The sequence below is a fragment of the Streptomyces sp. BE20 genome (genome assembly GCF_036322525.1).
GTDB lineage: Bacteria > Actinomycetota > Actinomycetes > Streptomycetales > Streptomycetaceae > Kitasatospora.
Window position 1 is genome coordinate 1 of record NZ_JAQYWW010000899.1, and the last position, 20,060, is coordinate 20,060.

Annotated in this window: 17 protein-coding genes and 2 pseudogenes; 11 read left to right on the top strand and 8 right to left on the bottom strand. The window is 73.2% G+C overall.

Features of this window, described 5'->3' with window-relative positions:
- Positions 1–139 precede the first annotated feature (139 nt).
- Positions 140–535 (top strand): annotated as a pseudogene (locus PUR61_RS19220) (ChbG/HpnK family deacetylase); the annotation flags it as partial.
- A gap of 233 nt (positions 536–768) precedes the next feature.
- On the opposite strand, the gene PUR61_RS19225 reads toward PUR61_RS19220, so the two are convergent.
- Positions 769–1,872, bottom strand: a complete 1,104-nt coding sequence (locus tag PUR61_RS19225) for an NADH:flavin oxidoreductase/NADH oxidase (protein ID WP_329880185.1) — start codon at positions 1,870–1,872, stop codon at positions 769–771.
- 394 nt (positions 1,873–2,266) lie between these two features.
- Between PUR61_RS19225 and PUR61_RS19230 the strand changes: the two genes are divergently transcribed.
- The 4 genes from PUR61_RS19230 (at position 2,267) to PUR61_RS19245 (ending at position 7,345) form a co-directional block, all read left to right on the top strand.
- Positions 2,267–2,773 carry a DinB family protein gene (locus PUR61_RS19230; protein ID WP_329880186.1) on the top strand — a complete coding sequence of 169 codons (507 nt, stop codon included), beginning with the start codon at positions 2,267–2,269 and terminating at the stop codon, positions 2,771–2,773.
- A gap of 84 nt (positions 2,774–2,857) precedes the next feature.
- Positions 2,858–3,235 (top strand): nuclear transport factor 2 family protein, encoded by a 378-nt coding sequence (locus tag PUR61_RS19235; protein WP_329880188.1) that lies wholly within the window; start codon positions 2,858–2,860, stop codon positions 3,233–3,235.
- 420 nt (positions 3,236–3,655) lie between these two features.
- The gene (locus tag PUR61_RS19240; RefSeq protein WP_329880190.1) at positions 3,656–6,436 is read left to right on the top strand and encodes an ATP-binding protein; all 2,781 of its coding nucleotides are present in this window, start codon (positions 3,656–3,658) and stop codon (positions 6,434–6,436) included.
- A gap of 201 nt (positions 6,437–6,637) precedes the next feature.
- Positions 6,638–7,345 (top strand): sigma-70 family RNA polymerase sigma factor, encoded by a 708-nt coding sequence (locus PUR61_RS19245; RefSeq protein ID WP_380361348.1) that lies wholly within the window; start codon positions 6,638–6,640, stop codon positions 7,343–7,345.
- On the opposite strand, the gene PUR61_RS19250 is transcribed toward PUR61_RS19245, so the two are convergent.
- On the bottom strand, positions 7,270–8,457 hold the full coding sequence (locus PUR61_RS19250) for a glycoside hydrolase family 88 protein (RefSeq protein WP_329880192.1): 1,188 nt from the start codon (positions 8,455–8,457) through the stop codon (positions 7,270–7,272). The genes PUR61_RS19245 and PUR61_RS19250 overlap by 76 nt on opposite strands.
- Before the next feature lie 293 nt (positions 8,458–8,750).
- Here PUR61_RS19250 and PUR61_RS19255 point away from each other — a divergent pair, with 293 nt between their 5' ends.
- Positions 8,751–9,707, top strand: a complete 957-nt coding sequence (locus PUR61_RS19255) for a ribosome-inactivating family protein (protein ID WP_329880193.1) — start codon at positions 8,751–8,753, stop codon at positions 9,705–9,707.
- A gap of 200 nt (positions 9,708–9,907) precedes the next feature.
- On the opposite strand, the gene PUR61_RS19260 is transcribed toward PUR61_RS19255, so the two are convergent.
- Positions 9,908–10,861 (bottom strand): hypothetical protein, encoded by a 954-nt coding sequence (locus PUR61_RS19260; RefSeq protein ID WP_329880194.1) that lies wholly within the window; start codon positions 10,859–10,861, stop codon positions 9,908–9,910.
- Between the two features lie 121 nt (positions 10,862–10,982).
- The gene (locus PUR61_RS19265) at positions 10,983–11,558 is read right to left on the bottom strand and encodes a TetR/AcrR family transcriptional regulator (RefSeq protein ID WP_329880195.1); all 576 of its coding nucleotides are present in this window, start codon (positions 11,556–11,558) and stop codon (positions 10,983–10,985) included.
- A 70-nt stretch (positions 11,559–11,628) separates the two neighbouring features.
- Here PUR61_RS19265 and PUR61_RS19270 point away from each other — a divergent pair, with 70 nt between their 5' ends.
- The gene (locus PUR61_RS19270; protein WP_329880197.1) at positions 11,629–12,522 is read left to right on the top strand and encodes an NADP-dependent oxidoreductase; all 894 of its coding nucleotides are present in this window, start codon (positions 11,629–11,631) and stop codon (positions 12,520–12,522) included.
- Between the two features lie 253 nt (positions 12,523–12,775).
- On the opposite strand, the gene PUR61_RS19275 is transcribed toward PUR61_RS19270, so the two are convergent.
- A complete protein-coding gene (locus PUR61_RS19275; protein ID WP_329880199.1) occupies positions 12,776–14,044 on the bottom strand; it encodes an FAD-dependent monooxygenase in 1,269 nt (422 codons plus the stop codon).
- 207 nt (positions 14,045–14,251) lie between these two features.
- On the opposite strand from PUR61_RS19275, the gene PUR61_RS19280 reads away from it, so the two are divergent.
- Positions 14,252–15,178 carry a LysR family transcriptional regulator gene (locus PUR61_RS19280; protein ID WP_329880201.1) on the top strand — a complete coding sequence of 309 codons (927 nt, stop codon included), beginning with the start codon at positions 14,252–14,254 and terminating at the stop codon, positions 15,176–15,178.
- Positions 15,179–15,307: 129 nt separating this feature from the next.
- Here PUR61_RS19280 and PUR61_RS19285 read toward each other — a convergent pair whose 3' ends face one another.
- The gene (locus PUR61_RS19285) at positions 15,308–15,913 is read right to left on the bottom strand and encodes a flavodoxin family protein (RefSeq protein WP_329880203.1); all 606 of its coding nucleotides are present in this window, start codon (positions 15,911–15,913) and stop codon (positions 15,308–15,310) included.
- Positions 15,914–15,926: 13 nt separating this feature from the next.
- Here PUR61_RS19285 and PUR61_RS19290 point away from each other — a divergent pair.
- A pseudogene (locus PUR61_RS19290) lies at positions 15,927–16,210 on the top strand (winged helix-turn-helix transcriptional regulator); the annotation flags it as partial.
- A gap of 39 nt (positions 16,211–16,249) precedes the next feature.
- On the opposite strand, the gene PUR61_RS19295 reads toward PUR61_RS19290, so the two are convergent.
- A complete protein-coding gene (locus PUR61_RS19295; protein WP_329880205.1) occupies positions 16,250–17,353 on the bottom strand; it encodes a carboxylate-amine ligase in 1,104 nt (367 codons plus the stop codon).
- Between the two features lie 9 nt (positions 17,354–17,362).
- Positions 17,363–18,376: a DUF5937 family protein gene (locus PUR61_RS19300; protein WP_329880207.1), complete on the bottom strand. Its 1,014-nt coding sequence runs from the start codon at positions 18,374–18,376 to the stop codon at positions 17,363–17,365.
- A gap of 78 nt (positions 18,377–18,454) precedes the next feature.
- Between PUR61_RS19300 and PUR61_RS19305 the strand changes: the two genes are divergently transcribed.
- Positions 18,455–19,309, top strand: a complete 855-nt coding sequence (locus tag PUR61_RS19305) for an alpha/beta fold hydrolase (protein ID WP_329880208.1) — start codon at positions 18,455–18,457, stop codon at positions 19,307–19,309.
- Positions 19,310–19,617: 308 nt separating this feature from the next.
- Positions 19,618–19,977 (top strand): STAS domain-containing protein, encoded by a 360-nt coding sequence (locus tag PUR61_RS19310; RefSeq protein ID WP_329880210.1) that lies wholly within the window; start codon positions 19,618–19,620, stop codon positions 19,975–19,977.
- The last annotated feature ends 83 nt before the right edge of the window (positions 19,978–20,060 follow it).

Consider the following 20,060-nt stretch of genomic DNA (forward strand, 5'->3'; position numbering starts at 1 on the left):
ATCAGACTGCCCAGATGCCGCCGGGAGACACCGGTAAACAGCCGATGCGCCAGAACCGCCCGATTGACCATGATCCGCACGCCGCGATCATGCCACCCGCAGCACAAAGGCCCCACTCGCTATCACGCACCAACTCGTAAGCGACATCCTCGACCTGACCGCCGTGCCGGCGGCGGAGTACTCCCTCGCAGTCCGGGTCTGGCCCGAACCCGGGCGCCGGGTGACGCGGGGACGCGGGCTGCCGGTCGCCGACAACGACTTCCTGGACGGCTTCTCCCTCGGCATCGCAGGAAAAGCGGCTCGATACGCTCAGGTGCTGCGTGACCTGCCGGCCGGGCTCAACGAGTGGGCGGTACATCCCAGCCTGGGAGACAGGGAGTCGCAGGCCGTCGACTGCGGCTGGCTCGTGCGGCGGACGGACTACGAGTTCCTGACATCCCCGCAGGCCCGTGAGGTCCTTCAGCAGGAGGGCCTAGCCGTGATCGACTGTCGAACGATTCAGCGAGCCTGGTCCCAGGGCGTGAGCCTTCGATGACCGAAGCGGCCTGTCGTCTCTGCGGACGACAGGCCGTCCGCTGCCCGCGAGGTCGGCCCGCGACGGCCGGTTGTTCGGCCTGCGCGCTGGTGGTTGGCCGGAGACCGTTCCGTCGTGGTGCTGACTGACGGAGACGGAGCAAGGCTGACACCCGCGTTTTGCGGGGAGGACGGCAAGCACGCCGCCAGGGTAGGGCTGCGCGACGGCTGACCCCGTGCGCGGGTGCCACCCGCTCAGGCGCGGTGGTACTGGGCGGGGGTGGGTACCTCGCCGTCGAGTTCGGCGGCTGCGCGGCGGGCCCAGTAGGGGTTGCGCAGCAGCTCGCGGCCGAGCAGGACGGCGTCGGCACGGCCTTCGGCGACGACGGCCTGGGCCTGGGCGGGGTCGGTGATCAGGCCGACGGCCGCCACGGGGAGGCCGGTCTCGTTGCGCACGGCCTCGGCGAAGGGCACCTGGAAGCCGGGTGCGGCTTCGATCCTGGCGTCGGGGACGATGCCGCCGGTGGAGACGTCCAGCAGGTCGACGCCGTGTGCCTGGAGCTCCTTGGCGAGGCGGACGGTGTCCTCGGAGGTCCAGCCCTCGCGGCCGTCCTCCGGGTCCTCGGTGAGCCAGTCCGTCGCGGAGACGCGGAAGAAGACAGGCAGTTCCTCGGGCCACACCGCGCGCACCGCGTCGACGACCTCCAGCGCGAAGCGGGTACGGCCCTCGAAGGAGCCGCCGTAGCCGTCGGCGCGGCGGTTGGTGTGGGGGGAGAGGAACTCGTGGATCAGGTAGCCGTGAGCGCCGTGGATCTCGGCGACCTGGAAGCCGGCGTCGAGCGCGCGCCGTGCGGCGTCGGCGAACTGCTGCACGATCCGGCCGATCTGCTCCTCGGTGAGTTCCTCCGGCGTGGTGTGCGTGGGGGAGAAGGGCACGCTGCTGGGGCCGACCGGCGCCCAGCCGTGGGCCTCGTCCGCGGCGAGGGCGCGCCCGCGGTCGACCCAGGTCCGCTCGGTGGACGCCTTTCGACCGGCGTGGGCGAGCTGGATCGCGGGGACGGTGCCCTGCGACTTCAGGAAGGCGGTGATCCGCCGGAAGGCCGCGGCCTGCTCGTCGTTCCAGATCCCGAGGTCGTACGGGCTGATGCGGCCCTCGGGGCTGACCGCGGTGGCTTCCGTGATGATCAGCCCGGTGCCGCCGACGGCGCGCGCCGCGAGGTGGGTGAAGTGCCAGTCCGTCGGAACACCGGCCGCGTCCCCGTCCGGCGTGGCGCTGTACTGGCACATCGCCGGCATCCAGATCCGGTTGGGGATGGTCAGCGCCCGCAGGGTGTACGGGGTGAAGAGGGTGGTGCTCATGTCGGACTCCCGGTGGGTCGGCGGCGCCAGGGGACGGGGGCGCTCTCGCAACTGGTTGCAGCTGCAATTTATGTCACCGAAGATAGTTGCACGCGCGGGCATCTTGCAAGGGCCTGCCGCGCGACCTCGCCGCACACCCGGGCGCCGCCGCCGAGACGGGCAGACCGCCGACCAGGATCCGTCGCCGGACGACTCGATGCCGGAGCGGGCTGCGATCTGGAACCTACGGCCGAGGGTGCGCCCGGTGCTGGTCGGTGGCGGCGTTCCGTTCCTTCCCGGCACGGGTGACGGGTGGATCTCGAACTCGTCGAGACCCGCACCTTCGGTGGCAACAGGTCGGGCCCGTCGAAAAAATATGTCGACATCGGTCGCGTGATCGGGGACGCTTCGCGCGATGACCAGAATCGACGACACACCGCCCGCGTGGGACGAGCGCACCCAGCTCGCCACGTTTCTCGACTACACACGTGACACCGCCCGCGCCAAGTGCGACGGCGTCTCCGCGGAGAACGCCCGCAAGGCGCTCCTGCCGGGCTCACCGCTGATGACCATGAGCGGATTGGTCAACCACCTCCGCTGGGTCGAGTACTACTGGTTCCAGGTGGTCTTCCTCGGCGAGGAGGACCGGGGCCCCTGGACCGAGGAGGACCCCGACCGCGAGATGCGTGTCGCCGTTGACTTCCCGCTCACGCAGTTGCTCGACGAATACGCCGAACAGAGCGCCCGCTACCGCGAACTGGTCGCCGGGAACAGCCTGGACACCCGTGCCGAGGGAGTCGTCCGCGACGGTCTCCATGTCGACCTCCGCTGGATCCTCCTTCACCTCACCGAGGAGACGGCCCGCCACAACGGCCACCTGGACATCCTGCGCGAGATGCTCGACGGCCAGACCGGCGGCTAGTGCTGTGGCCGGGACGGTTCACCGCGGTCGGGAGACGGCTCGCGGGACGAGCGCGGTCCGCGAGGGGACTGGTATTACTGGTGTATGCAGGAAGAAACCGCGCGGTCCGCGATCGACACGTTCATCTCCGCGTTCAACGCCTCGGACGACAGCTACGTGATTGCGCTGCTCTCCCAGGCCCTGACCTCGGACGTGGTCTTCTGGGGACCGTTGGGCCGCAGTGAGGGGATCGAGGCGGTCGAGCGGTTCGTGCTGGACATCCGGCGCCACCCCGCGGGGACCGGCACGATGGTGCGCTGTTCGGCGGTGGACATGCCGGACGAGTGGGCCCGGTACAAGTGGATCTTCACGACGCCGGACGGAGGTCCCCGCCTGGCGGGAACGGACGTCGTCCATCTGCGGCGGAGCCTCATCGACCAGGTCATCGTCTTCGCGGGGGAGATCGAGCCGTCCGCCCCCTGAGCCATCTTCCTCCGGCGCCGCCCTTCTCCTGAACCGGCCCCGTTCGGGGCTCCGGGGCTGCCCGGCCGAGATCGTCCTCACAGCACCTCGGTCGTCCGGGCCTGGCCACGAGCGGACCGATGATGCGCTGTGGCTGTGCAGGTTCGGGGTTGGTCGGGCTGCGGTGTTGTGGGGGTGTCTGCCCCGACGAACGCCCGAACGCCCGAACGCTTCAAGGCTCGCGGCACCCGAGAGCGTGTGTCCCGTCCCCCCTCCGGTCGTTCGCGCGTGAGGGCGGATCCGGCTCCACCGCCCCGGTACGGACCCCGCGCCGCGCGGCGCCGAGGAGTCCACTGTTTGTTCGTCCCCGGCGAACTGATGCATGATGAGGACGACCCGAGCCGATCAGGGTCCGAACCTTGAACTGCGTGGTGGTGGTGGATGGCGGGCGGCACCCCTCGGCGGGGGCTGCGCGGGCTGGTCGGCCGGCGGGGCGAATGCGGAGCGCTGGACCAGGTGATCGCCGGCGCCCACGGGGGCCGGGGCCAGGTGCTGGTGCTGCGGGGCGAGCCGGGAGTCGGCAAGTCCGCCCTGGTGGAGTACCTGGCGGGCCGTGCGACAGGGTGTCAGGTCCTGCGGGCCGTCGGCGTCGAGTCCGAGATGGAGCTCGCGTTCGCAGGGCTGCACCAGCTGTGCGTGCCCCTGACGGGGAACCTCGACCGCATTCCCGGCCCCCAGCGCGACGCCCTGTCCGTAGCGTTCGGCCTGAGTGTGGGGAGCGCGCCGGACCGCTTCCTGGTCGGCCTGGCGGTGCTCAGCCTGCTGGCCGAGGCGGCGGAGGAGCAGCCGCTCGTCTGCCTCGTCGACGACGCCCAGTGGCTCGACCAGGTCTCCGCCCAGACGCTGGCGTTCGTCGCGCGACGGCTGCTGGCGGAGCGGGTGGCGCTGGTGTTCGCGGTGCGCGGGTCGGCGCCCGCCGCAGGTGGTGACCCCTTCCGGGGGCTGCGCGAGGTCGAGGTCCGGGGGCTGCGTGACGACGACGCGCGGGTGCTGCTGGACTCGGTGGTGCCCGGACGGCTGGACGAACGGGTCAGGGACCGCATCGTCGCCGAGACCCGCGGCAACCCGCTGGCTCTGCTGGAACTGACCCGGGGGCTGACCGCGGCGGAGCTGGCCGGCGGGTTCGGGCGTCCGGACGTCCGCCCGCTGGCGAGCCAGATCGAGCAGGCGTACCTGCGGCGCATCGGATCGCTGCCGGCCGCGGCGCAGCGGTTGTTGCTGGCGGCGGCGGCGGAGCCGGTGGGTGACGTGCCGCTGCTGAGGCGGGTCGCCGAGCGGCTCGACATCGACGCGCACGCGGCGGGAGCGGTCGAGGCGGCGGGACTGGTCGAGTTCGGGACGAGGGTGCGTTTCCGCCACCCGCTGGTGCGCTCGGCGGCCTACCGCGCCGCCGACCCCACCGTGCGCCGGGACGTGCACCGCGCGCTGGCCGAGGCGACCGATCCCGATGCCGATTCGGATCGTCGGGCCTGGCACCGCGCTCACGCGGCGCTCGAACCCGACGGGGCGTTGGCGGACGAGCTGGAGCGGTCGGCGGGCCGGGCCCAGGCCCGTGGCGGGATCGCGGCGGCAGCGGCGTTCCTGAGACGTGCGACCGAGCTGACACCCGACGCGGGCCGTCGTGGAACGCGGGCGGCCGCGGCCGCGCAGGCCGCCTTCGACGCGGGCTCCCCGGACGCGGCGCTCGACCTTCTCGCCGCGGCGCGGCTGAGCCCGCTGGACGAGGCGCAGCAGGCCCGACTGGCGCGTTTGCGGGCCCAGTTGGCCTTCGCCCGCCGACGTGGCGGGGAGGCGCTTCCCCTGCTGCTGGATGCGGCCGGCCGGCTGGGGCGGGTCGACGACGCGCACGCGCGGGAGGCGTACCTCGATGCCGTCGGGTCGGCGGTCTTCGCCGGGCGGCTGCGGGAGCGCGTCGGCGTGCGGGAGGTTGCCGCGGCCGCCCGGACGGCGCCGCCGGGGGCGCAGCCGCCGCGGCCGACGGACCTGCTCCTCGACGGCCTGGTGACCTGGTTCGCCGACGGCTGCGCCGCAGGGGGGCCGCTGCTGAGGTCCGCGCTGGGGGCGTTCCGGCAGGCCGCCGGAGACGAGGGGGCGGAGGTCATGCGCTGGCTCTGGCTGCTGTGGCTGGTCGCCGGTGAGATGTGGGACGACGAGACGTGGCACCGGCTGACCGAGCACGCGGTCAGGTCGGCGCGCGAGACGGGGGCTCTGAACTTCCTTCCGCTGGCGCTCGGTTACCGGGCCGCGCTGTCCGTGCACACCGGTGACTTCGACCTCGCCGCGGAGCTCGTCGACGAGGCCGACACTCTCGCGGAGGTGACCGGTCACTCGCCGATGGCCTATCCGTCGCTCCTGCTCGCGGCCTGGCGCGGTGAGGGGGAGCACGTCGCGGAGGTGATCCGGTGCGCCGCCGTGGACGCCGTCTCGTGGGGCGAGGGGCGGGCGATCGGTGTCGAGCACTACCTCCTCTCGGTGCTGTACAACGGTCTCGGCCGGTACCAGGACGCCCTGTCCCATGCCGAACAGGCTTTGGAGCACGAGGACTTGGCGGTCATCGGGTTCGCCCTCGCGGAGCACGTCGAGGCGGCGGTCCGCGCCGGTGCCCCCGAAGCGGCCGGGGCGTCGCTGCGCCGGTTGGCGGAGCGGGCCGACGCCGGCGGTACGGACTGGGCGCTGGGTGTCCTGGCCCTGTCCAGAGCGCTGGCGAGCGAGGGTCCGGCCGCCGACCGGCTCTACCGCGAGGCCGTCGAGCGCCTCGGACGCGGCCGGATCGCCGTCCACCTCGCCCGCGCCCACCTGGTGTACGGCGAGTGGCTCCGACGCGAGAACCGGCGGGTCGAGGCGCGCGTGCACCTGCGCACCGCTCACGAGATGCTGGGGCGCTTCGGAGCGGGTGCCTTCGCCGAGCGGGCCCGACGTGAACTCCTCGCCACGGGCGAGACGGTGCGACTCCGTCCGGCCGACGCGGGCGACCTGCGCGAGGCCCTCACGGCCCAGGAGGGGCAGATCGCCCGCCTGGCCGCCGACGGCCTGACGAACTCCGAGATCGGCGCCGAACTGTTCATCAGCCCCCGCACCGTGGAATGGCACCTGGGCAAGGTGTTCACCAAGCTCGACGTCAAGTCGCGCAACAGGCTCCGCGCCGCGCTGGCCGGCCCCTGACGGTCCGGGCACCGACCGCCCCCGGGGGAGACCCGGGGGTGGACCGGGGATTTCCCGGGCGCCGGGCGGTGGGCCGGGGCGGCAGCGTGTGTGCACGGCGGCATCGACGGGATGCCGGTGTGAAACGGAGCCGTGGTGACCGTGTCCGACGACCTGTCCGCGACGTGTGCACATCCCCAACAGCGCGCCGGGGAGGATACGTTGGACGAGGCCGCAGCCGTCTTCGAGGGGCTGCGCCCGTACCTCTTCGGCATCGCGTACCGGATGCTGGCCAGCGCGGTCGAGGCGGAGGACGTGGTCCAGGACGTGTGGCTGCGCTGGCAGCGGACCGACCGCTCGGCGGTGGTCAGCCCCGTGGCCTTCCTGTCGCGCGCCACCGCCCGGATGGCCATCAACGTGGTCCAGTCCGCCCGCTCGCGCCGGCAGATCTCCCTCGGCCCCTGGCTGCCCGAGCCGGTCGACACCGCCGCCGACCCCGAGGCCGACCCGGAGGCCGGTGTGCAGCGGGCCGAGGAGCTGGAACTCGCGCTGCTCCTGGTCCTGGAGAGGCTCACGTCCAGGGAGCGGGCGGTGTACATCCTGCGCGAGGCCTTCGAGTACTCCTACGCGGACATCGCCGACATGCTGCGTCTCAGCGTCGTCAACGTCCGCCAGATCGTGAGCCGGGCCCGGCGTGCCCTGGCGGAGGGGCAGCGGGAGACGGCGGACGCGCGGGAGCTCCGGGCGCTGCTGGAGGCCTTCGTCGCGGCGGCCCGGACCGGCGACGTCGGCTCCCTGGAGTCGCTCCTGGTCCCGGCGCCGCCGGGTGGTGGCCCGCGGGTGGTCCTGCGCGCTCACGGGGCCAGTCGCGCGACCTGCGAGCCGGCCATCAGGAAGGCGCCGACCGCGAAGTCGGCGGTGGTCTCGTAGGTGATCGGCCGGCTCGATTCCGGGCGGTCCCCAATGCCCTGGACCCAGCCCAGCCGTCCGTCCGGGTGCACGGCGTCGCGCACGAGCGCGTTCCAGCCCCTGGCGAGGACGGGCAGGTAGGTGCTCCGGTCGATCAGGCCGGTGCGGATGGCGTAGGCCAGGCCGTAGCAGAACAGGGCCGTTCCGCTGGACTCCTTGCCGGGCAGGTGTCGCGGGTCGCCCAGGGAGGGGTTCCAGAAGCCGTCCGGGCGCTGCGAGGCCAACAGGGCGCGGCTGATGCCCTGCATGTTCCACCGGTACTCCGGAGCCCGTTTGTCGGTGGAGGGGAGGACGGAGAGCACCTTGGCGTGGGCGGCGTAGGCCCACCCGTTGCCCCGGGACCAGAACACGGGCCTGCCGTCCGGCGACAGCCGGCCGGAGCCGCCGGGGGACCAGGTGCCGTCGCGGTACCAGAGCTCGTGCGTGTAGTCGTACAGCCCACCGCCCTGGACCCGTTTGGTGTGGTGGTACAGCGCGTACATCTTCGCCCAGTACGCGGTGTCGCCGCGCAGCGCTCCGAGCCGGGCCATCGAGGGCATCGCCATGTACAGGGCGTCCGCCCACCACCAGTCGTCCGTCTTCTCGGGCCGGTCGGTGTGGACCATCCGGTTCAGGGACGACTCGATGGCCGCGATCCGCTCCTCTCCGCCGAGTGCCTCGTGGAGGTCCAGGTACACCTGGCCGGCGTTGTGGTGGTCGGCGTGCCGCGTGGTCACACCGCCGGCGAGGCCGTAGTCGTGCTTCTCCGCCCAGGACTCGGCGTACGCGAGATAGCGTCGCTCGCCCGTCAGCCGGTAGGCGGCCAGGTCGCCGCTGAAGTAGGTGGCACGGGCCCAGAGGTTGTCACCGGGATCGGTGTGGGCGTTGATCCAGTGGTCGTTCACCCGGCGCACCGACTCCAGGACCGCGGCCCGGCCGGGCAGCACGTCGGCGGCGACCGCGTCCGCCAGGCTGGCCGCGGTGGCCGCGGTGGCCGCGGTGACGGTGGTGGCCGCGGTGACGGTGATGGCCGTGATGGCCGTGGTGGTGAGGGGGAGAGCGGAAGGGATCCGCAGGAAGGTCCGGCGTCGCACGGTGTTACCTCCGGCTGAGGGCTCTGCGGGCGGGGGAGCGGAGTCGGGCGCGGGCGAGGGGCCGCGCGGGCCGGGGCCCGTCGGTGGCCCTCGGTGGCCGTCGGCGACCTGGGCCGCCACGGTGCGGACGTGTGAACGGAGTTCCCCGGACCGCCCGTCGACGACGACCGCGCTCGCCACAGATGACCGTGCGGGACCGCCCGGTGTGACAGCCGGCGGCACCCGCGCCCGCCGCGACGGCCGACGCCCACCGGCGCGCGTCACAAACACGCCACCTGAGCTGTCAGTTGAGCGTGAAGCCGAAACCCACCACCAGACGGACCGTACGGCCGGCGGCCGTCGTCCTCACCGCCGCCCTCGCGCTCACCGCACTCGGCACCCGGCCGGCCGCCCCGGCCGTGCCCCCCGACAAGGTGACCTGGGTCATCCACAAGCTGGACGACGACCCCGCCCACCCGGGCGGAGCGTTCGGCAGGGACCTGTACTACTCCGCTGTCACCCAGATCCGCAACTGGATGGCAGGCCCGACGGTCCGCGGCGATGTGCGCCTGAGCCAGGCGGACAGCGACGGCATCATCGGCATCGACGTCCGCAACCACGCGAGTGCCCGGCTCGTCACGCTGTTCCTGAACCCCCACAGCGGATACCTCACGGGCTTCCACACCCGCAACCAGAACGTGTACTACTTCAGCGACGCCAACCCGGACATGGTCTCGGAGATGAAGGGGTACGCGAGGTCGATCGGGGCGAGTACCCACCGGATGCACCTGTCCGGATCGTTCGACGCGTGGTACGACGCAGCCACCGGCGGCGGCCTGCCCGCCCCCACGAGCATCGGCACCCGATCGTTCCGCGACATGGCCACGTCGCTGGGCAACTCGCCCGGGCCGGAGTACATCGACCGCTTCCTCCCCCAGACCGCCCAGTACCTGCTCGCCCTGAGCCCGGCCTACGCCCAGGCTCCCCACCTCACGCTCTTCCGCGACCGCGTGGGCGACGCCCTCGCCAACAGCACCTCCTCGGCGGTCGTCCTCGACAACCGCACCAGAGAGCTCCGCTCCAACTGGGAGAAGATCAACAACGACGCCCTGCTCAACATCCCCTTCCTGGCGGACGACCGGACGGCAGGCGGCGCGGTCCTGCCCTACCCCGTCCACCTGGGACCCGTGAACGGCACGCTGCGCACCGTCTCCGACGTGGTCTCCACGCTCCGGATCCTCACGAACAACCAGGGACGCGAGATGCGGTAGGGGCCGCGTCGGGCGAAGGGCCCGGCCCGGGGAGGAGTTGCTCCCCCGGGCCGGGCCCTTCGTGCGGGCGGCGGGCCCGCACGGCCCGAGGCGGCCTGCCGCCCGCGGTCTCGGCAGGGCCGGCAGGAGCAACAGGGCCCGGCCGGACGTCGTAGCGACGTCCGGCCGGGCCCCGAGCCGGCTCGGCGGGCTCCGGCGGTCTAGCGGGAGGGCCCGAGGTACGGGGTCATCCGGATCTCCCGGTGGATGTCCCCCATGGTGCGGAGAGTCCCGTTGATCGGGCCGATCTCGAAGTTCTCCGGGAGCCGGGTCGCGGCCTCGGCGGCCCGGTGGTTCCTCCACCACTCCGCGTGCCGGGCGGCCCAGTTGGTCCAACGCGCCCAGGCGCGACGGACCTCCATCGACCCCTCGTCGTAGACCGAGGTCCTCGTCTCGTAGGTGGTCCGCCCCATCGCGCGGGCGACGTCGTCACGGAAGCTGGTCCAGCGCACGCCCAGTTCGTAGGCGGCGGCCAGGGTGCGCATGGCTTCCGCGATCTGGGGGAGGTGATCGTGGTGGGCACCGACGGTCATCCTCCAGAGGTACCAGCTGGCACTGCCGAAGTCCGCGGTGTTGAAGTTCCTCTGGAGCCCGACGCCCGACGCGTTGATCCGCTGCTCCCAGTCGCCCCAGCTGCCGTTCATCTGGAGCGGGAGGGCGCGGCCGTTCTGCGACAGGGCCAGCTGGTGGATCTCCGAGATGACGCTGGGGGCGGCGTCCCGGAAGTAGAAGTAGGCGTTGTGGGCGGTCACGAACCCTGCGATGTAGAGCGACTGCGGGTTGATCAGGAGCGTGCCCCGCAGCTGGCTCAGTTCGCCCTCGATTTCGAGGACGATGAGCCCGCCCGCATGGTCCTGGATCTCGCGGATGTCGCCGTCGAACGGGTGACCCGCGGCTTGACGGATGGCGGTGACGACGTTCGTGTACTCGGTTTCACCCGAGATGTCCGACGCGGCGTCTTGGATGATCTTGGTGTGCAGGTACCTCCACTGGCCGGGCCGGACATCCGCAGCTGCGGGTTGTGCCCAGACCCCAGTGGCGGCGACGGCGAGAGCGGCGACCAGGAACACCTTCAGACGGTGCGCGATCCTGCTCCGGCGGGTTCTTGCCAGCACGGCTTTCCGACCTCCAGCGGCTTCGGTGAGGTGAGAACGCGGCATGCGCCGCGTTCCACCCGACTGACCGCACAGGGCCGCGCGGTGTGACACGCGGCCCTTGGCCGCGGTGGCACCCGGCTCAGGGCGCGGTGGCCTCCCAGGCCGCCTCGATCATCCGGAAGACCTCGTCCACCGTGGCCCCGGGATCGTCCGCCCGGCAGCCCAGCGCGTAGGCGTCGATGGCGAACCGCGCGGTCGCCCGGCAGGCCGTCTCGCTCCGGGACAGGTGGGGATCGGCGGCCAGCGCCGCCGCCAGCGCCTGCGCGTGACGCAGGCTCATCGACTCCTCGTACTCCTGAAGGGCGGGTGATCCCTCGATCATGCGTCGGAGGGGGGCGCTGCCCTTCGCCGTGCAGTGCCGCACCTGGGCCCGGACCTCGCGGTGCAGCGCCGGGATGAGCGGCTCGTGCGGAGGCCGGTCGGTCACCGCCCGCGTGAGGCGCTGCTCGAAGTCCCGGTCGCGCTCGAACACCAGCGCCTCCTTCGAGGCGAAGTGGGCGAAGACGGTGGTGACGGCCACGTCGGCCTCGGCCGCCACGTCGCGGATGCCCACGGCGTCGTACCCGCGCTCCAGGAAGAGGTGCAGCGCGGTGTCAGCGATCTTCTGACGGGTCGCGGCCTTCTTGCGTTCGCGGCGTCCGGGCGGCTCGATCATGTCCTGACACTACCAGGTAGGAATCCCTCACCGTTGTGAAACACTAACGGTTAGGGCTATCTTCGGTCGTATGAGGAAAATCAGCTTCGCCGAGTTCGGCGGTCCCGAGGTCCTGCACCTGGTGGAGGCCGAGGAGCCCCACGCGAGCCCCGGTCGGATACGCATCGCCGTACGGGCGGCGGGTGTCAACCCCGTCGACTGGAGGATCCGGGAGGGCCAGGTCCTGGGAGCCCATCCGGTCGAGCTGCCCGCCGGGGTCGGCCTGGACGCCGCCGGGGTGGTGGACGAGGTCGGCGAGGGCGTCGAAGGGATCGGGATCGGCGACCGGGTGTTCGGCGAGGGCGCCGACACGTACGCCGAATTCGCCGTGCTGTCGGCCTGGGCCCGGATGCCCGAGGGGCTGACCTTCGAGGAGGCGGCCGGCTACCCGTCGGTGGTGGAGACCGCGCTGCGCGTCATCCGCGAGGTCGGCGTGCGGCCCGGGCAGACGCTGCTGGTCAGCGGCGCGTCCGGCGGCGTCGGGTCGGCGGTGCTGCAGATCGCCCGCGCGCGCGGCATCGCGGTGATCGGCACGGCCGGGGCTGCGAACCAGGACTACCTGCGCGGCCTGGGCGCCCTCGCCACGACCTACCACGACGGCTGGGTCGAACGGGTGCGGCACCTGGGCCGGGTTGACGCGGCCCTCGACCTGGCCGGCTCGGGCGTGATCCGCGAACTCGTCGAGCTGACCGGGGACCCGCGCAAGGTCGTCTCCATCGCCGACCTCGGTGCGCCGCAGCTGGGCGTCCGGTTCTCCGGCGTGGCCGGGAGCGTGCCGGACGCGCTCGCCGAGGCCGTCGACCTCATCTCCCGGGGCAGGCTCCACATCCCGGTCGAGAAGTCGTACCCGCTCACCGAGGCGGCGGCGGCGCATACCGACAGCCGCGCCGGCCACACCCGCGGGCGCCGGGTCCTGGTCGTCTGAGCCGCCACCCGCCACCCGCCGCCGGCGTCCCGCTCCGGGCGTCCCGCGTCGGCTGCCGGCCGGGAGAGTGCGAGGCCCGCGCCACCCGTACGAGCAGGCTCAGCCGAGCAGTTGGTACTTCGTGGACGGGACGCCGGGGTTGTAGCTGCAGTCCGTGGTGGTCGTCTTCAGGCTGTACGTGAAGCCGGCCGTGGTGTCCGGCCCCGCCCGATTGGGGTCCGCCCGGGTCCGCCGGAACGAGGATCCAGACCCGTCACCGCCCCTTGGCGAGCCGCTCCTGACCGGAGACGGCAGGGACCGTCCAGGACGGGTGGGTGTTGACCTGGGTCACGGTGGCCCCGGCCAGCGTCTTGTAGCGGGTCGCGATCCTCTCGGCCTCCCCGACGGGCAGCGCCCCGCCGTGCTCCTCGGCTAGCGCGATGGTCTCCTCCGGCCCCAGGTCCCGGTTGGCCAGCACGATCGCGTTGACGGCCGGCCGGCGCATCCGGTCGTAGCGGCGGAGCGCGGCCTCGGCGTCGTCGTCACGGGCCAGGCACCAGGCCAGCACGCGGCCGTCGACGACGGACTGCGAGCCGCCGTTCATGCCCATGGGGAACATCGGGTGTGCGGCGTCACCGAGGAGGGTGACCCGTCCGAAGCTCCAGCGCGGCAGAGGGGCGCGGTCGGTCATCGGGTACTCGACGATCGCCGTGGACCGTTCGGCGAGTTTCGTGAGGTCGATCCACGGCAGGTTCCACGACGACAGTCCGGCGCGGGCCTCCGCCTCGGCGACACGACGGCCGGGGCCACCCGGAGGCGGGGCGGATGGCCCGTGCCGGACCTCCAGGACCCAGTTCACCAGGGCATCGGCGCCCGCGGTCGCGGGGTCCTCGATCGGGTAGGCGACGAACTTCGCACCGGGGGTGCCCCCGGCCACCACGATCGAACGGCCGTCGAGGATGTGCGGGTGCGGTGCGACCCCGCGCCACATGTGGACGCCGTTCCCGCTCGGGGCGCTCTCGTCCGGGTACAACCGGCCGCGGACCACGGAGTCGATGCCGTCCGCGCCGACCAGCACGTCGGCCTCGTCGACCACGGGCCGACCGCTCGACCGGTCCAGGAAGTGGGCTCGGACGCCGCCCGCATCCTGCTCGAACCGCTGGAACAGCAGGCCGGTGCGGACCGAGTCCGGCCCCAGCCGCTCACGTACCGCCGCCAGCAGCAGCAACTGCAGACGGCCGCGGTGCACCGAGTACTGCGGCCAGCGGTACCCGGCCGCGCGCCCCAGCGGCTCCTCCCAGACCGTCTCGCCCGTCCGGTCCCGGTAGCTCAACCGGTGCGGGGGCAGCGCGACGGAGGCCAGCTCGCCGTCCAGGCCGAGTTCGCAGAGTTCCCGGACGGCGTGCGGCAACAGGTTGATCCCGACGCCGACCGCCTCGACCTTCCGTGCCGCTTCGTACACCCGTGGCGCGAAGCCGGCGGCGTGCAGGCTCAGGGCGCAGGTCAGTCCGGCGATGCCGCCGCCGACGACGGTCACTCTCATCTGCCTGTCCTCGCCCTTCGCCGGGGCCCCGGTCCGGCCGACGCCCTGTCACCAGCTTCGGTGCCCCGGCCGCGCGCGTCCAATACACGGCGGTGATGGCAGCCGTCACGATCGCTGATCGGACCGGGGTCGTCGTCCCGGGCTCGCGATCGGTCGGGGTCGGGCGCAATCCGGTCGCTCAGGTGCGCAGTTGATAGCGTGTCAGTCATGGAGCTCCGTACGCTTGAGTACTTCGTGGCGGTGGCGGAGGAGCGGTCGTTCACGAAGGCGGCGGCCCGCTGTCACGTCGTGCAGCCCGCGATCAGCCAGCAGATCCAGGCCCTGGAGAAGGAGCTGGGAGAGCCCCTGTTCGAACGGCTGCCCCGGCAGGTGGTCCTCACCTCCGGCGGGACCGCCCTGCTGCCGCACGCCCGGGCCTGTCTGGCGTCGGCCGCGTCGGCGGTCCTGGAGTTCGCCGACCGGTCCGGTCTGCTCGGCGGCTCGTTCGCGCTCGGGACAGTCGGCGGCCTGGAAGGGACCGTCATCCCCCGGTTGCTGGGGGAGTACCACCGCCGGTATCCGCGGGTCGCGGTGAGTCTCGTCGGGGCGTCGAGCCCGTCGCTGCTGGCGAAGGTCCGCGACGGGGCGATCGACGCGGCCGTGGTCGCAGGACCTCCGGACGGCGGACCCGCCGCCGTCGCCTCGCGCGTGCTGCTGGAGGACCGGATCGTCGCGGTCCTCCCCGCCGGAAGCCGGCCCGCGAGCGGTCCGATGACCTTCGACGAGGTGGTCCGGAGCCCGGTCATCAGCTACGGCTCCGACAGCGGAGTGCACGTGTTCATCCGTGAGGCCTTCGCCGTGGAGGGGCTGCGGCTGGACATCGCCTACGCGACGAACGACGTCGCCCTCCAACTCGCGCTGGTGGCCGAGCGGATCGGGATCGCTCTGACGTCCCGCGCGAGTCCGGTCCTCGCCGCCGACCGTCGTTTCGACGTCGTGCCGCTGGAGCCCGCCATCCGCCTGCGGAAGGTGTTCGTGTGGCGGGCGGGCACCCGGCCGTGTGCGCCCTTGCGGGCCTTCCTCGACCTGTGGACGGAACTGTCCGACCGACCGGAGCGTGGCGGGGGTGTGTCAGGGGCCACCACCGGCGGATGACGTCCGGTGGGGAGGGTGGGCACAGGCGAACGGAGAACCGTGGAACGACGACGACCGCGGTATGACGGTGGCCGGCACCGAGTACTCGGTGCCGGCCACCGTCATGCCCGGGTGGGACGGGCCCCGGGCTCACTCGGCAGGGGCCGGCCAGGGGCGCCCGGTGAGGGCGGAGGCCACGTGGTGGAGGTTGGCGGCCATGGTGCGACCGGTGGAGTGGGCCCAGTCGTGGCCCTTGTCGTCGTCCAGGTAGTCGGGGCCGGGACCGGGGCCCAGGTGCCAGTAGGTCCAGGCCTGGGCGGGAATCGTGTAACCGATGTCGACCAGGCCGCCGGAGATCTCGCTGATGACGTGGTGGGCGCCGTCCTCGTTCCCGGTGACGACGACGCCGGCCACCTTGCCGTAGGCGACCGGCACTCCGCGGTCGTCCGTCTCGGAGATCATCGCGTCCATCCGCTCCAGGACGCGCTGCGCCACGGAGGACGGGCGGCCGACCCAGGTCGGGGAGGCGACGATCAGGATGTCGGCGGACGTGAGCTTGTCGTGCACGGGCGGCCACTGGTCTCCGTGGCCCATGTCCGTCCCCACTCCGGGCCGGATGTCCAGGTCGACGGCGCGGACGGTTTCCACCTCCGCACCGAGGCTGGTGAGTTCGTTCGCGACGACGTCGGCCAGGGCCTCGGTGTTCGACGGCTCGGGGGACGGTTTGAGGGTGCAGTTGATGACGAGAGCTCGCATGATCCCCCGCCGCTTGCGGCACGGCGAGTTGGTCGAGCTGATCGGCGGCGTCTCGCGCAAGGTGCTGACGCAGACGCTGCGGCGGCTCCAGGACCACGGGCTCGTCGAGCGGCGTACCTACGCCGAAGCGCCACCCCGCGTGAATACGGCCTGACCGAGCTCGGGCGCACCCTGGAGGAGCCCATCGCCCTGCTGACCGAATGGGCGAGATCCAATGGTGGAGCGATCGTCGCCTTTCACGAGGCGGCTGAGACGGCTGAGGTGAAAGACACCTCGGACCGTGAGCGACGCCCCTGAACCGGGTCACGGGCCGTGATCCCGCCGCTACCGTTCGGTTCAGGCCCCGGTGGTCTGGTCGGCGATCATCGCGAGGAGCTGCCGTCGGCCGTGCTCGCGCAGGACGCGGCGCTGGCGCACGGCGCCGTTGCCCTCGCGCAGCAGGCGCTCCAGCACCGGGACGATGTGGCGGTGTTCGCCGTCGGCCTCCAGAGCGGCGTCCACGTGCTCCAGGAGCGTCGCCGCCGCGGCGGCCGGGGCGACCAGGCGGCCGGCGAGGGGGTCGAACACGGTGCCGGTGCAGCCGTGGCGGGCGCCGTGCCAGACGGCCGCCGCCAGCTGCTCCGGCAGGACGGCCGGGCCCGGCCGTCCCGCGCGCTCGTCGGCGAGTGCACGGGTTGCCAGGGCACGGACCACGCCGGCCAGCATGACCGCCTCGTCGGGCCGGAGCTGGACGTCCATGGCGCGTGTCTCGACCGTCGGGTACCGCTCGGAGAGCCGGACGTGCCAGTAGAGCTGTCCGATGTCGGGGATCAGCCCGTCGCGGACGAGCGCCGTGGTGCGGCGGTCGTAGTCGCGGTCGCCGTCGAAGTGCGGGGGCGGCCCGCTGACGGGCCAGCGTCCGAAGACCGGGGTACGCCAGGAGGCGAAACCGGTGTCCGTGCTGTGCCACAGGGGCGAGTTGGCGGCGAACGCGATCAGCAGCGGCAGCCAGGGGCGCAGCCGGTTCAGCACGGTGACGCCGGCGGCCCGGTCGGGGACGCCGATGTGGACGTGCATACCGGCGATCAGCTGCTCGTCGGTCAGGCGCCCGGTGTCGCCGCGCATGGCGCGGTAGCGGGCCGTGGGTGTGACGGGGACGGGCATTCCGTCGGTGCCGGCGAACGGGGCGGCGGCGCAGGCGGCGAGCACGCAACCGTCCGCGCGGGCGGCCTGGCCCAGTGCGTGGCGCATCCGGAGGAGGTGGCCGCCGCCCTCGTCGAGGTCGTGGCAGACCGGGGTGGCCACCTCCAGCTGGGCCTGGAGCAGCTCGTGCTGCACCTCGCCGCTGTCCAGGGCGGGCTGCAGTCCGGCCGCGTCCCGGACCTGGACGGCCCGGGCGCGGGGCAGTCCGGTCACCGCGTCGAGGAGGAGGTACTCCTCCTCCATGCCGAACGTGAGCATGCCGCGCGTCTACCCGTTCGGGGCGTCGGCAGTCGTTCCCGCGGCGCCCGGTCCCGGTCGGCCCGAGGGTTCGGCCGTGAGCGCCGTGCCCGTCCGGGTGCGCAGGTGTACGGCCGTGCGGCCGGTGCGGCGGGTCGTCACCAGACCGGCGGCGCGGAGGGTGCCGAGGTGCTGGGAGACGGCGCCGGCGGTGACACCGAGGCGGGCGGCGAGGTCGGGGGTGCTCAGCGGTTCGCCGAGCTCGGAGAGCAGCGTGGCGCGGGTGCGGCCGAGGACGGCGGCGAGGCCGGCGGACGTCGGGCGGGGCTGCTCCCAGAGCAGTCCGACGCCGGAGGCCGGGTAGCGGATGGAGGCGGCGGTGCGGGGGGAGTGGTCGACGATCACGTCCGGCCAGCCGAAGACGGACGGCATCAGCACCAACCCGTGGCCGCCCGCCTCGACGGTCCACGCCGCACCCGAGCGGCGGCGCCCGTGCACCACCAACTCGCCCTCCCGCCAGACCACGTCGCCGTGCAACTGCGCGAAGAGCCCCTCCACCCCGCCGTCCACCAGCGCCACCGCCCGCCGGCCCAGGTCCGCCTCCAGCACCGCCCGCATCCGCCCCCAGTGCGGGGCCACCAGCCGGGCGTGGCAGCGCGTCAGCGCGTCGGCGGCCCGTTCCAGCAGCACGGCCGGTTCCGGCAGTCGCCCGGCCCGGGCGCCCAGCGCGGCGGCGCACTCCGCCACGACGTACGCCGGGTCCGTCGTCCGCAAGCCCGCCACCTCGGCGTCGAACGCCGGCAGGCGCTCCTCGGGCACGGGGAACAGGAACGACGGCAGGCAGCCCCCGAGCAGCGTCCGCAGCAACGGCAACTCCGGCTCCTCCGCCAGCACCGGCTGCGCCTCGCGCACCCACGGCCGGTGCACCTCGTGCCCGCCGACACCGAGCGCCGCCCGCACTCCGAGCACCGTCTCGGCCAGCGGCGACACCGCCAGCCGCACCCGCGCCACCTCGGCCGCCGAGAGCCGGATCTCCACCGCCACGTCCGCCCCACTCCGCTGATCGTTTAGCCCTGGCTGAACGATAGCCGGGCCCGGCCGCCGTCCCCCAGGCTGTCCGACATGGAGTTCTTCACCTCGTACGACGGAACCACGCTCGCCTTCCGCACGCTCGGGGACGGCCCGCCGCTGCTCTGCCTCCCCGGCGGCCCCGGCCGCGCGGCCGAGTACCTCGGCGACCTCGGCGGACTGTCCGCCCACCGCACGCTGATCCTGCCGGACACCCGGGGCACCGGCGCCTCCGCGATTCCCGCCGACCCGGCCACCTACCGCGTCGACCGCCTGGTCGCCGACGTCGAGGCACTGCGCCGCCACCTCGGCCTGGACCGCGTCGACCTGCTCGGCCATTCCGCCGGCGGCAGCCTGGCCATGCTCTACGCCGCAGCCCACCCCGACCGGCTGAACAGCCTGACCCTGGTCACCCCCTCGTTCGCCGCCGTCGGACTGCCCTCCGACATCGGTGTGGACGAGGTGATCGCCGCCCGCGCGGCCGAGCCCTGGCACGCCGAGGCCGTGGCGGCGCACCGGCACATGACGACCGCGAACAGCTTCGCCGAGGCCGCGCCGTACCGGCTCGCCTTCGAGCCGCTGATGTACGGCCGCTGGGACGACGCCGCGCGCGCCCATGCCGCCGCCGACCCCGCCCAGCGCGCGCTCCCCGTCAGCGAGCACTACTACCAGGGCTACACGCCCGACACCGGGGAACTCCGCCGGCGCCTGGGCGCCCTGCACCGCCCGACGCTTCTCCTCGCGGGCGAGGTGGACGTGTGGCCCACCGCCGGAGCCGCCGCCGACGCCGCGTCACTCTTCACCGAGGTGACGCTCGCCGTCCAGCCGGGTGCCGGCCACTACCCGTGGCTGGACGACCCGCAGGCGTTCACGGCCGTGCTGGAGGGCTTCCTGTCCGCGGTGGGTTAGCCGCCCCGGCCCCGCCCCCGCCCCGGGCCCGGACGCAGACGTCGGCGGTGACGTCGCCGGCCATCGGCGGGCGCCGATGGCCGGCGCGGGCGAGGTCAAGGGCGCGGCGCGGCCGGCGTCGTCCGGGGCGGATCGGGCCGGTACCGCGCAGAGACCCGGCCGGAACGTGCCGAGTTGTCGCGCGCGGACCTGCTCGGCCTCGTACCAGGCCGGTGAATACTTTGCTGCGCCGGTGTGTTTGCCCGCGGCGGCGCCCGACGGTGGTCGTGCAGACCGCACGGGGAATCCTAGGGAGCCGCCCGATCGACATGTCCGAGCACGAACCCGTCTTCACCGTCACCACCCGGGACGGCCTCGCCGGCCCGGTCCTGGAATGCTCCGGCGAGCTGGACCAGGACCAGACCGCCCGGCTCCACAGGGCCCTGCGGCGAGCCCTCGCCGCCCGTACGGCCCCGCCGATGCTGCTGGTCGACCTGAACGCCGTGACCTTCATGGACTCCGCGGGCCTCACCACCCTGCTGCGCGTACGCATCGAAGTGGCCAGCCAGGGGACCGAGGTCCACCTCGCCCGCCCCTCGCGTCAGGTCGCCCCGCTGCTGGAGATCACCGGCGCCGGGCAGATCTTCCCCGTCGATCACCAGGTGCCTCCGGCCCGCCCCGCTTGTTGAACCCTCCGAACGCCGCCGAGTCGCGCACGGGTCCGGCCCTGTCGCCGGCCGGTCTCCCGGGGGCACGGCGTTCTGTGCCGGTC

Coding starts and splice junctions, on each gene's coding strand:
- PUR61_RS19275 (WP_329880199.1), bottom strand. CDS start 14,044: ATGAGAGTGACCGTCGTCGGCGGCGGCATCGCCGGACTGACCTGCGCC.
- PUR61_RS19235 (WP_329880188.1), top strand. CDS start 2,858: ATGCAGGAAGAAACCGCGCGGTCCGCGATCGACACGTTCATCTCCGCG.
- PUR61_RS19295 (WP_329880205.1), bottom strand. CDS start 17,353: ATGCTCACGTTCGGCATGGAGGAGGAGTACCTCCTCCTCGACGCGGTG.
- PUR61_RS19305 (WP_329880208.1), top strand. CDS start 18,455: ATGGAGTTCTTCACCTCGTACGACGGAACCACGCTCGCCTTCCGCACG.
- PUR61_RS19225 (WP_329880185.1), bottom strand. CDS start 1,872: ATGAGCACCACCCTCTTCACCCCGTACACCCTGCGGGCGCTGACCATC.
- PUR61_RS19280 (WP_329880201.1), top strand. CDS start 14,252: ATGGAGCTCCGTACGCTTGAGTACTTCGTGGCGGTGGCGGAGGAGCGG.
- PUR61_RS19240 (WP_329880190.1), top strand. CDS start 3,656: ATGGCGGGCGGCACCCCTCGGCGGGGGCTGCGCGGGCTGGTCGGCCGG.
- PUR61_RS19265 (WP_329880195.1), bottom strand. CDS start 11,558: ATGATCGAGCCGCCCGGACGCCGCGAACGCAAGAAGGCCGCGACCCGT.
- PUR61_RS19285 (WP_329880203.1), bottom strand. CDS start 15,913: ATGCGAGCTCTCGTCATCAACTGCACCCTCAAACCGTCCCCCGAGCCG.
- PUR61_RS19230 (WP_329880186.1), top strand. CDS start 2,267: ATGACCAGAATCGACGACACACCGCCCGCGTGGGACGAGCGCACCCAG.
- PUR61_RS19310 (WP_329880210.1), top strand. CDS start 19,618: ATGTCCGAGCACGAACCCGTCTTCACCGTCACCACCCGGGACGGCCTC.
- PUR61_RS19270 (WP_329880197.1), top strand. CDS start 11,629: ATGAGGAAAATCAGCTTCGCCGAGTTCGGCGGTCCCGAGGTCCTGCAC.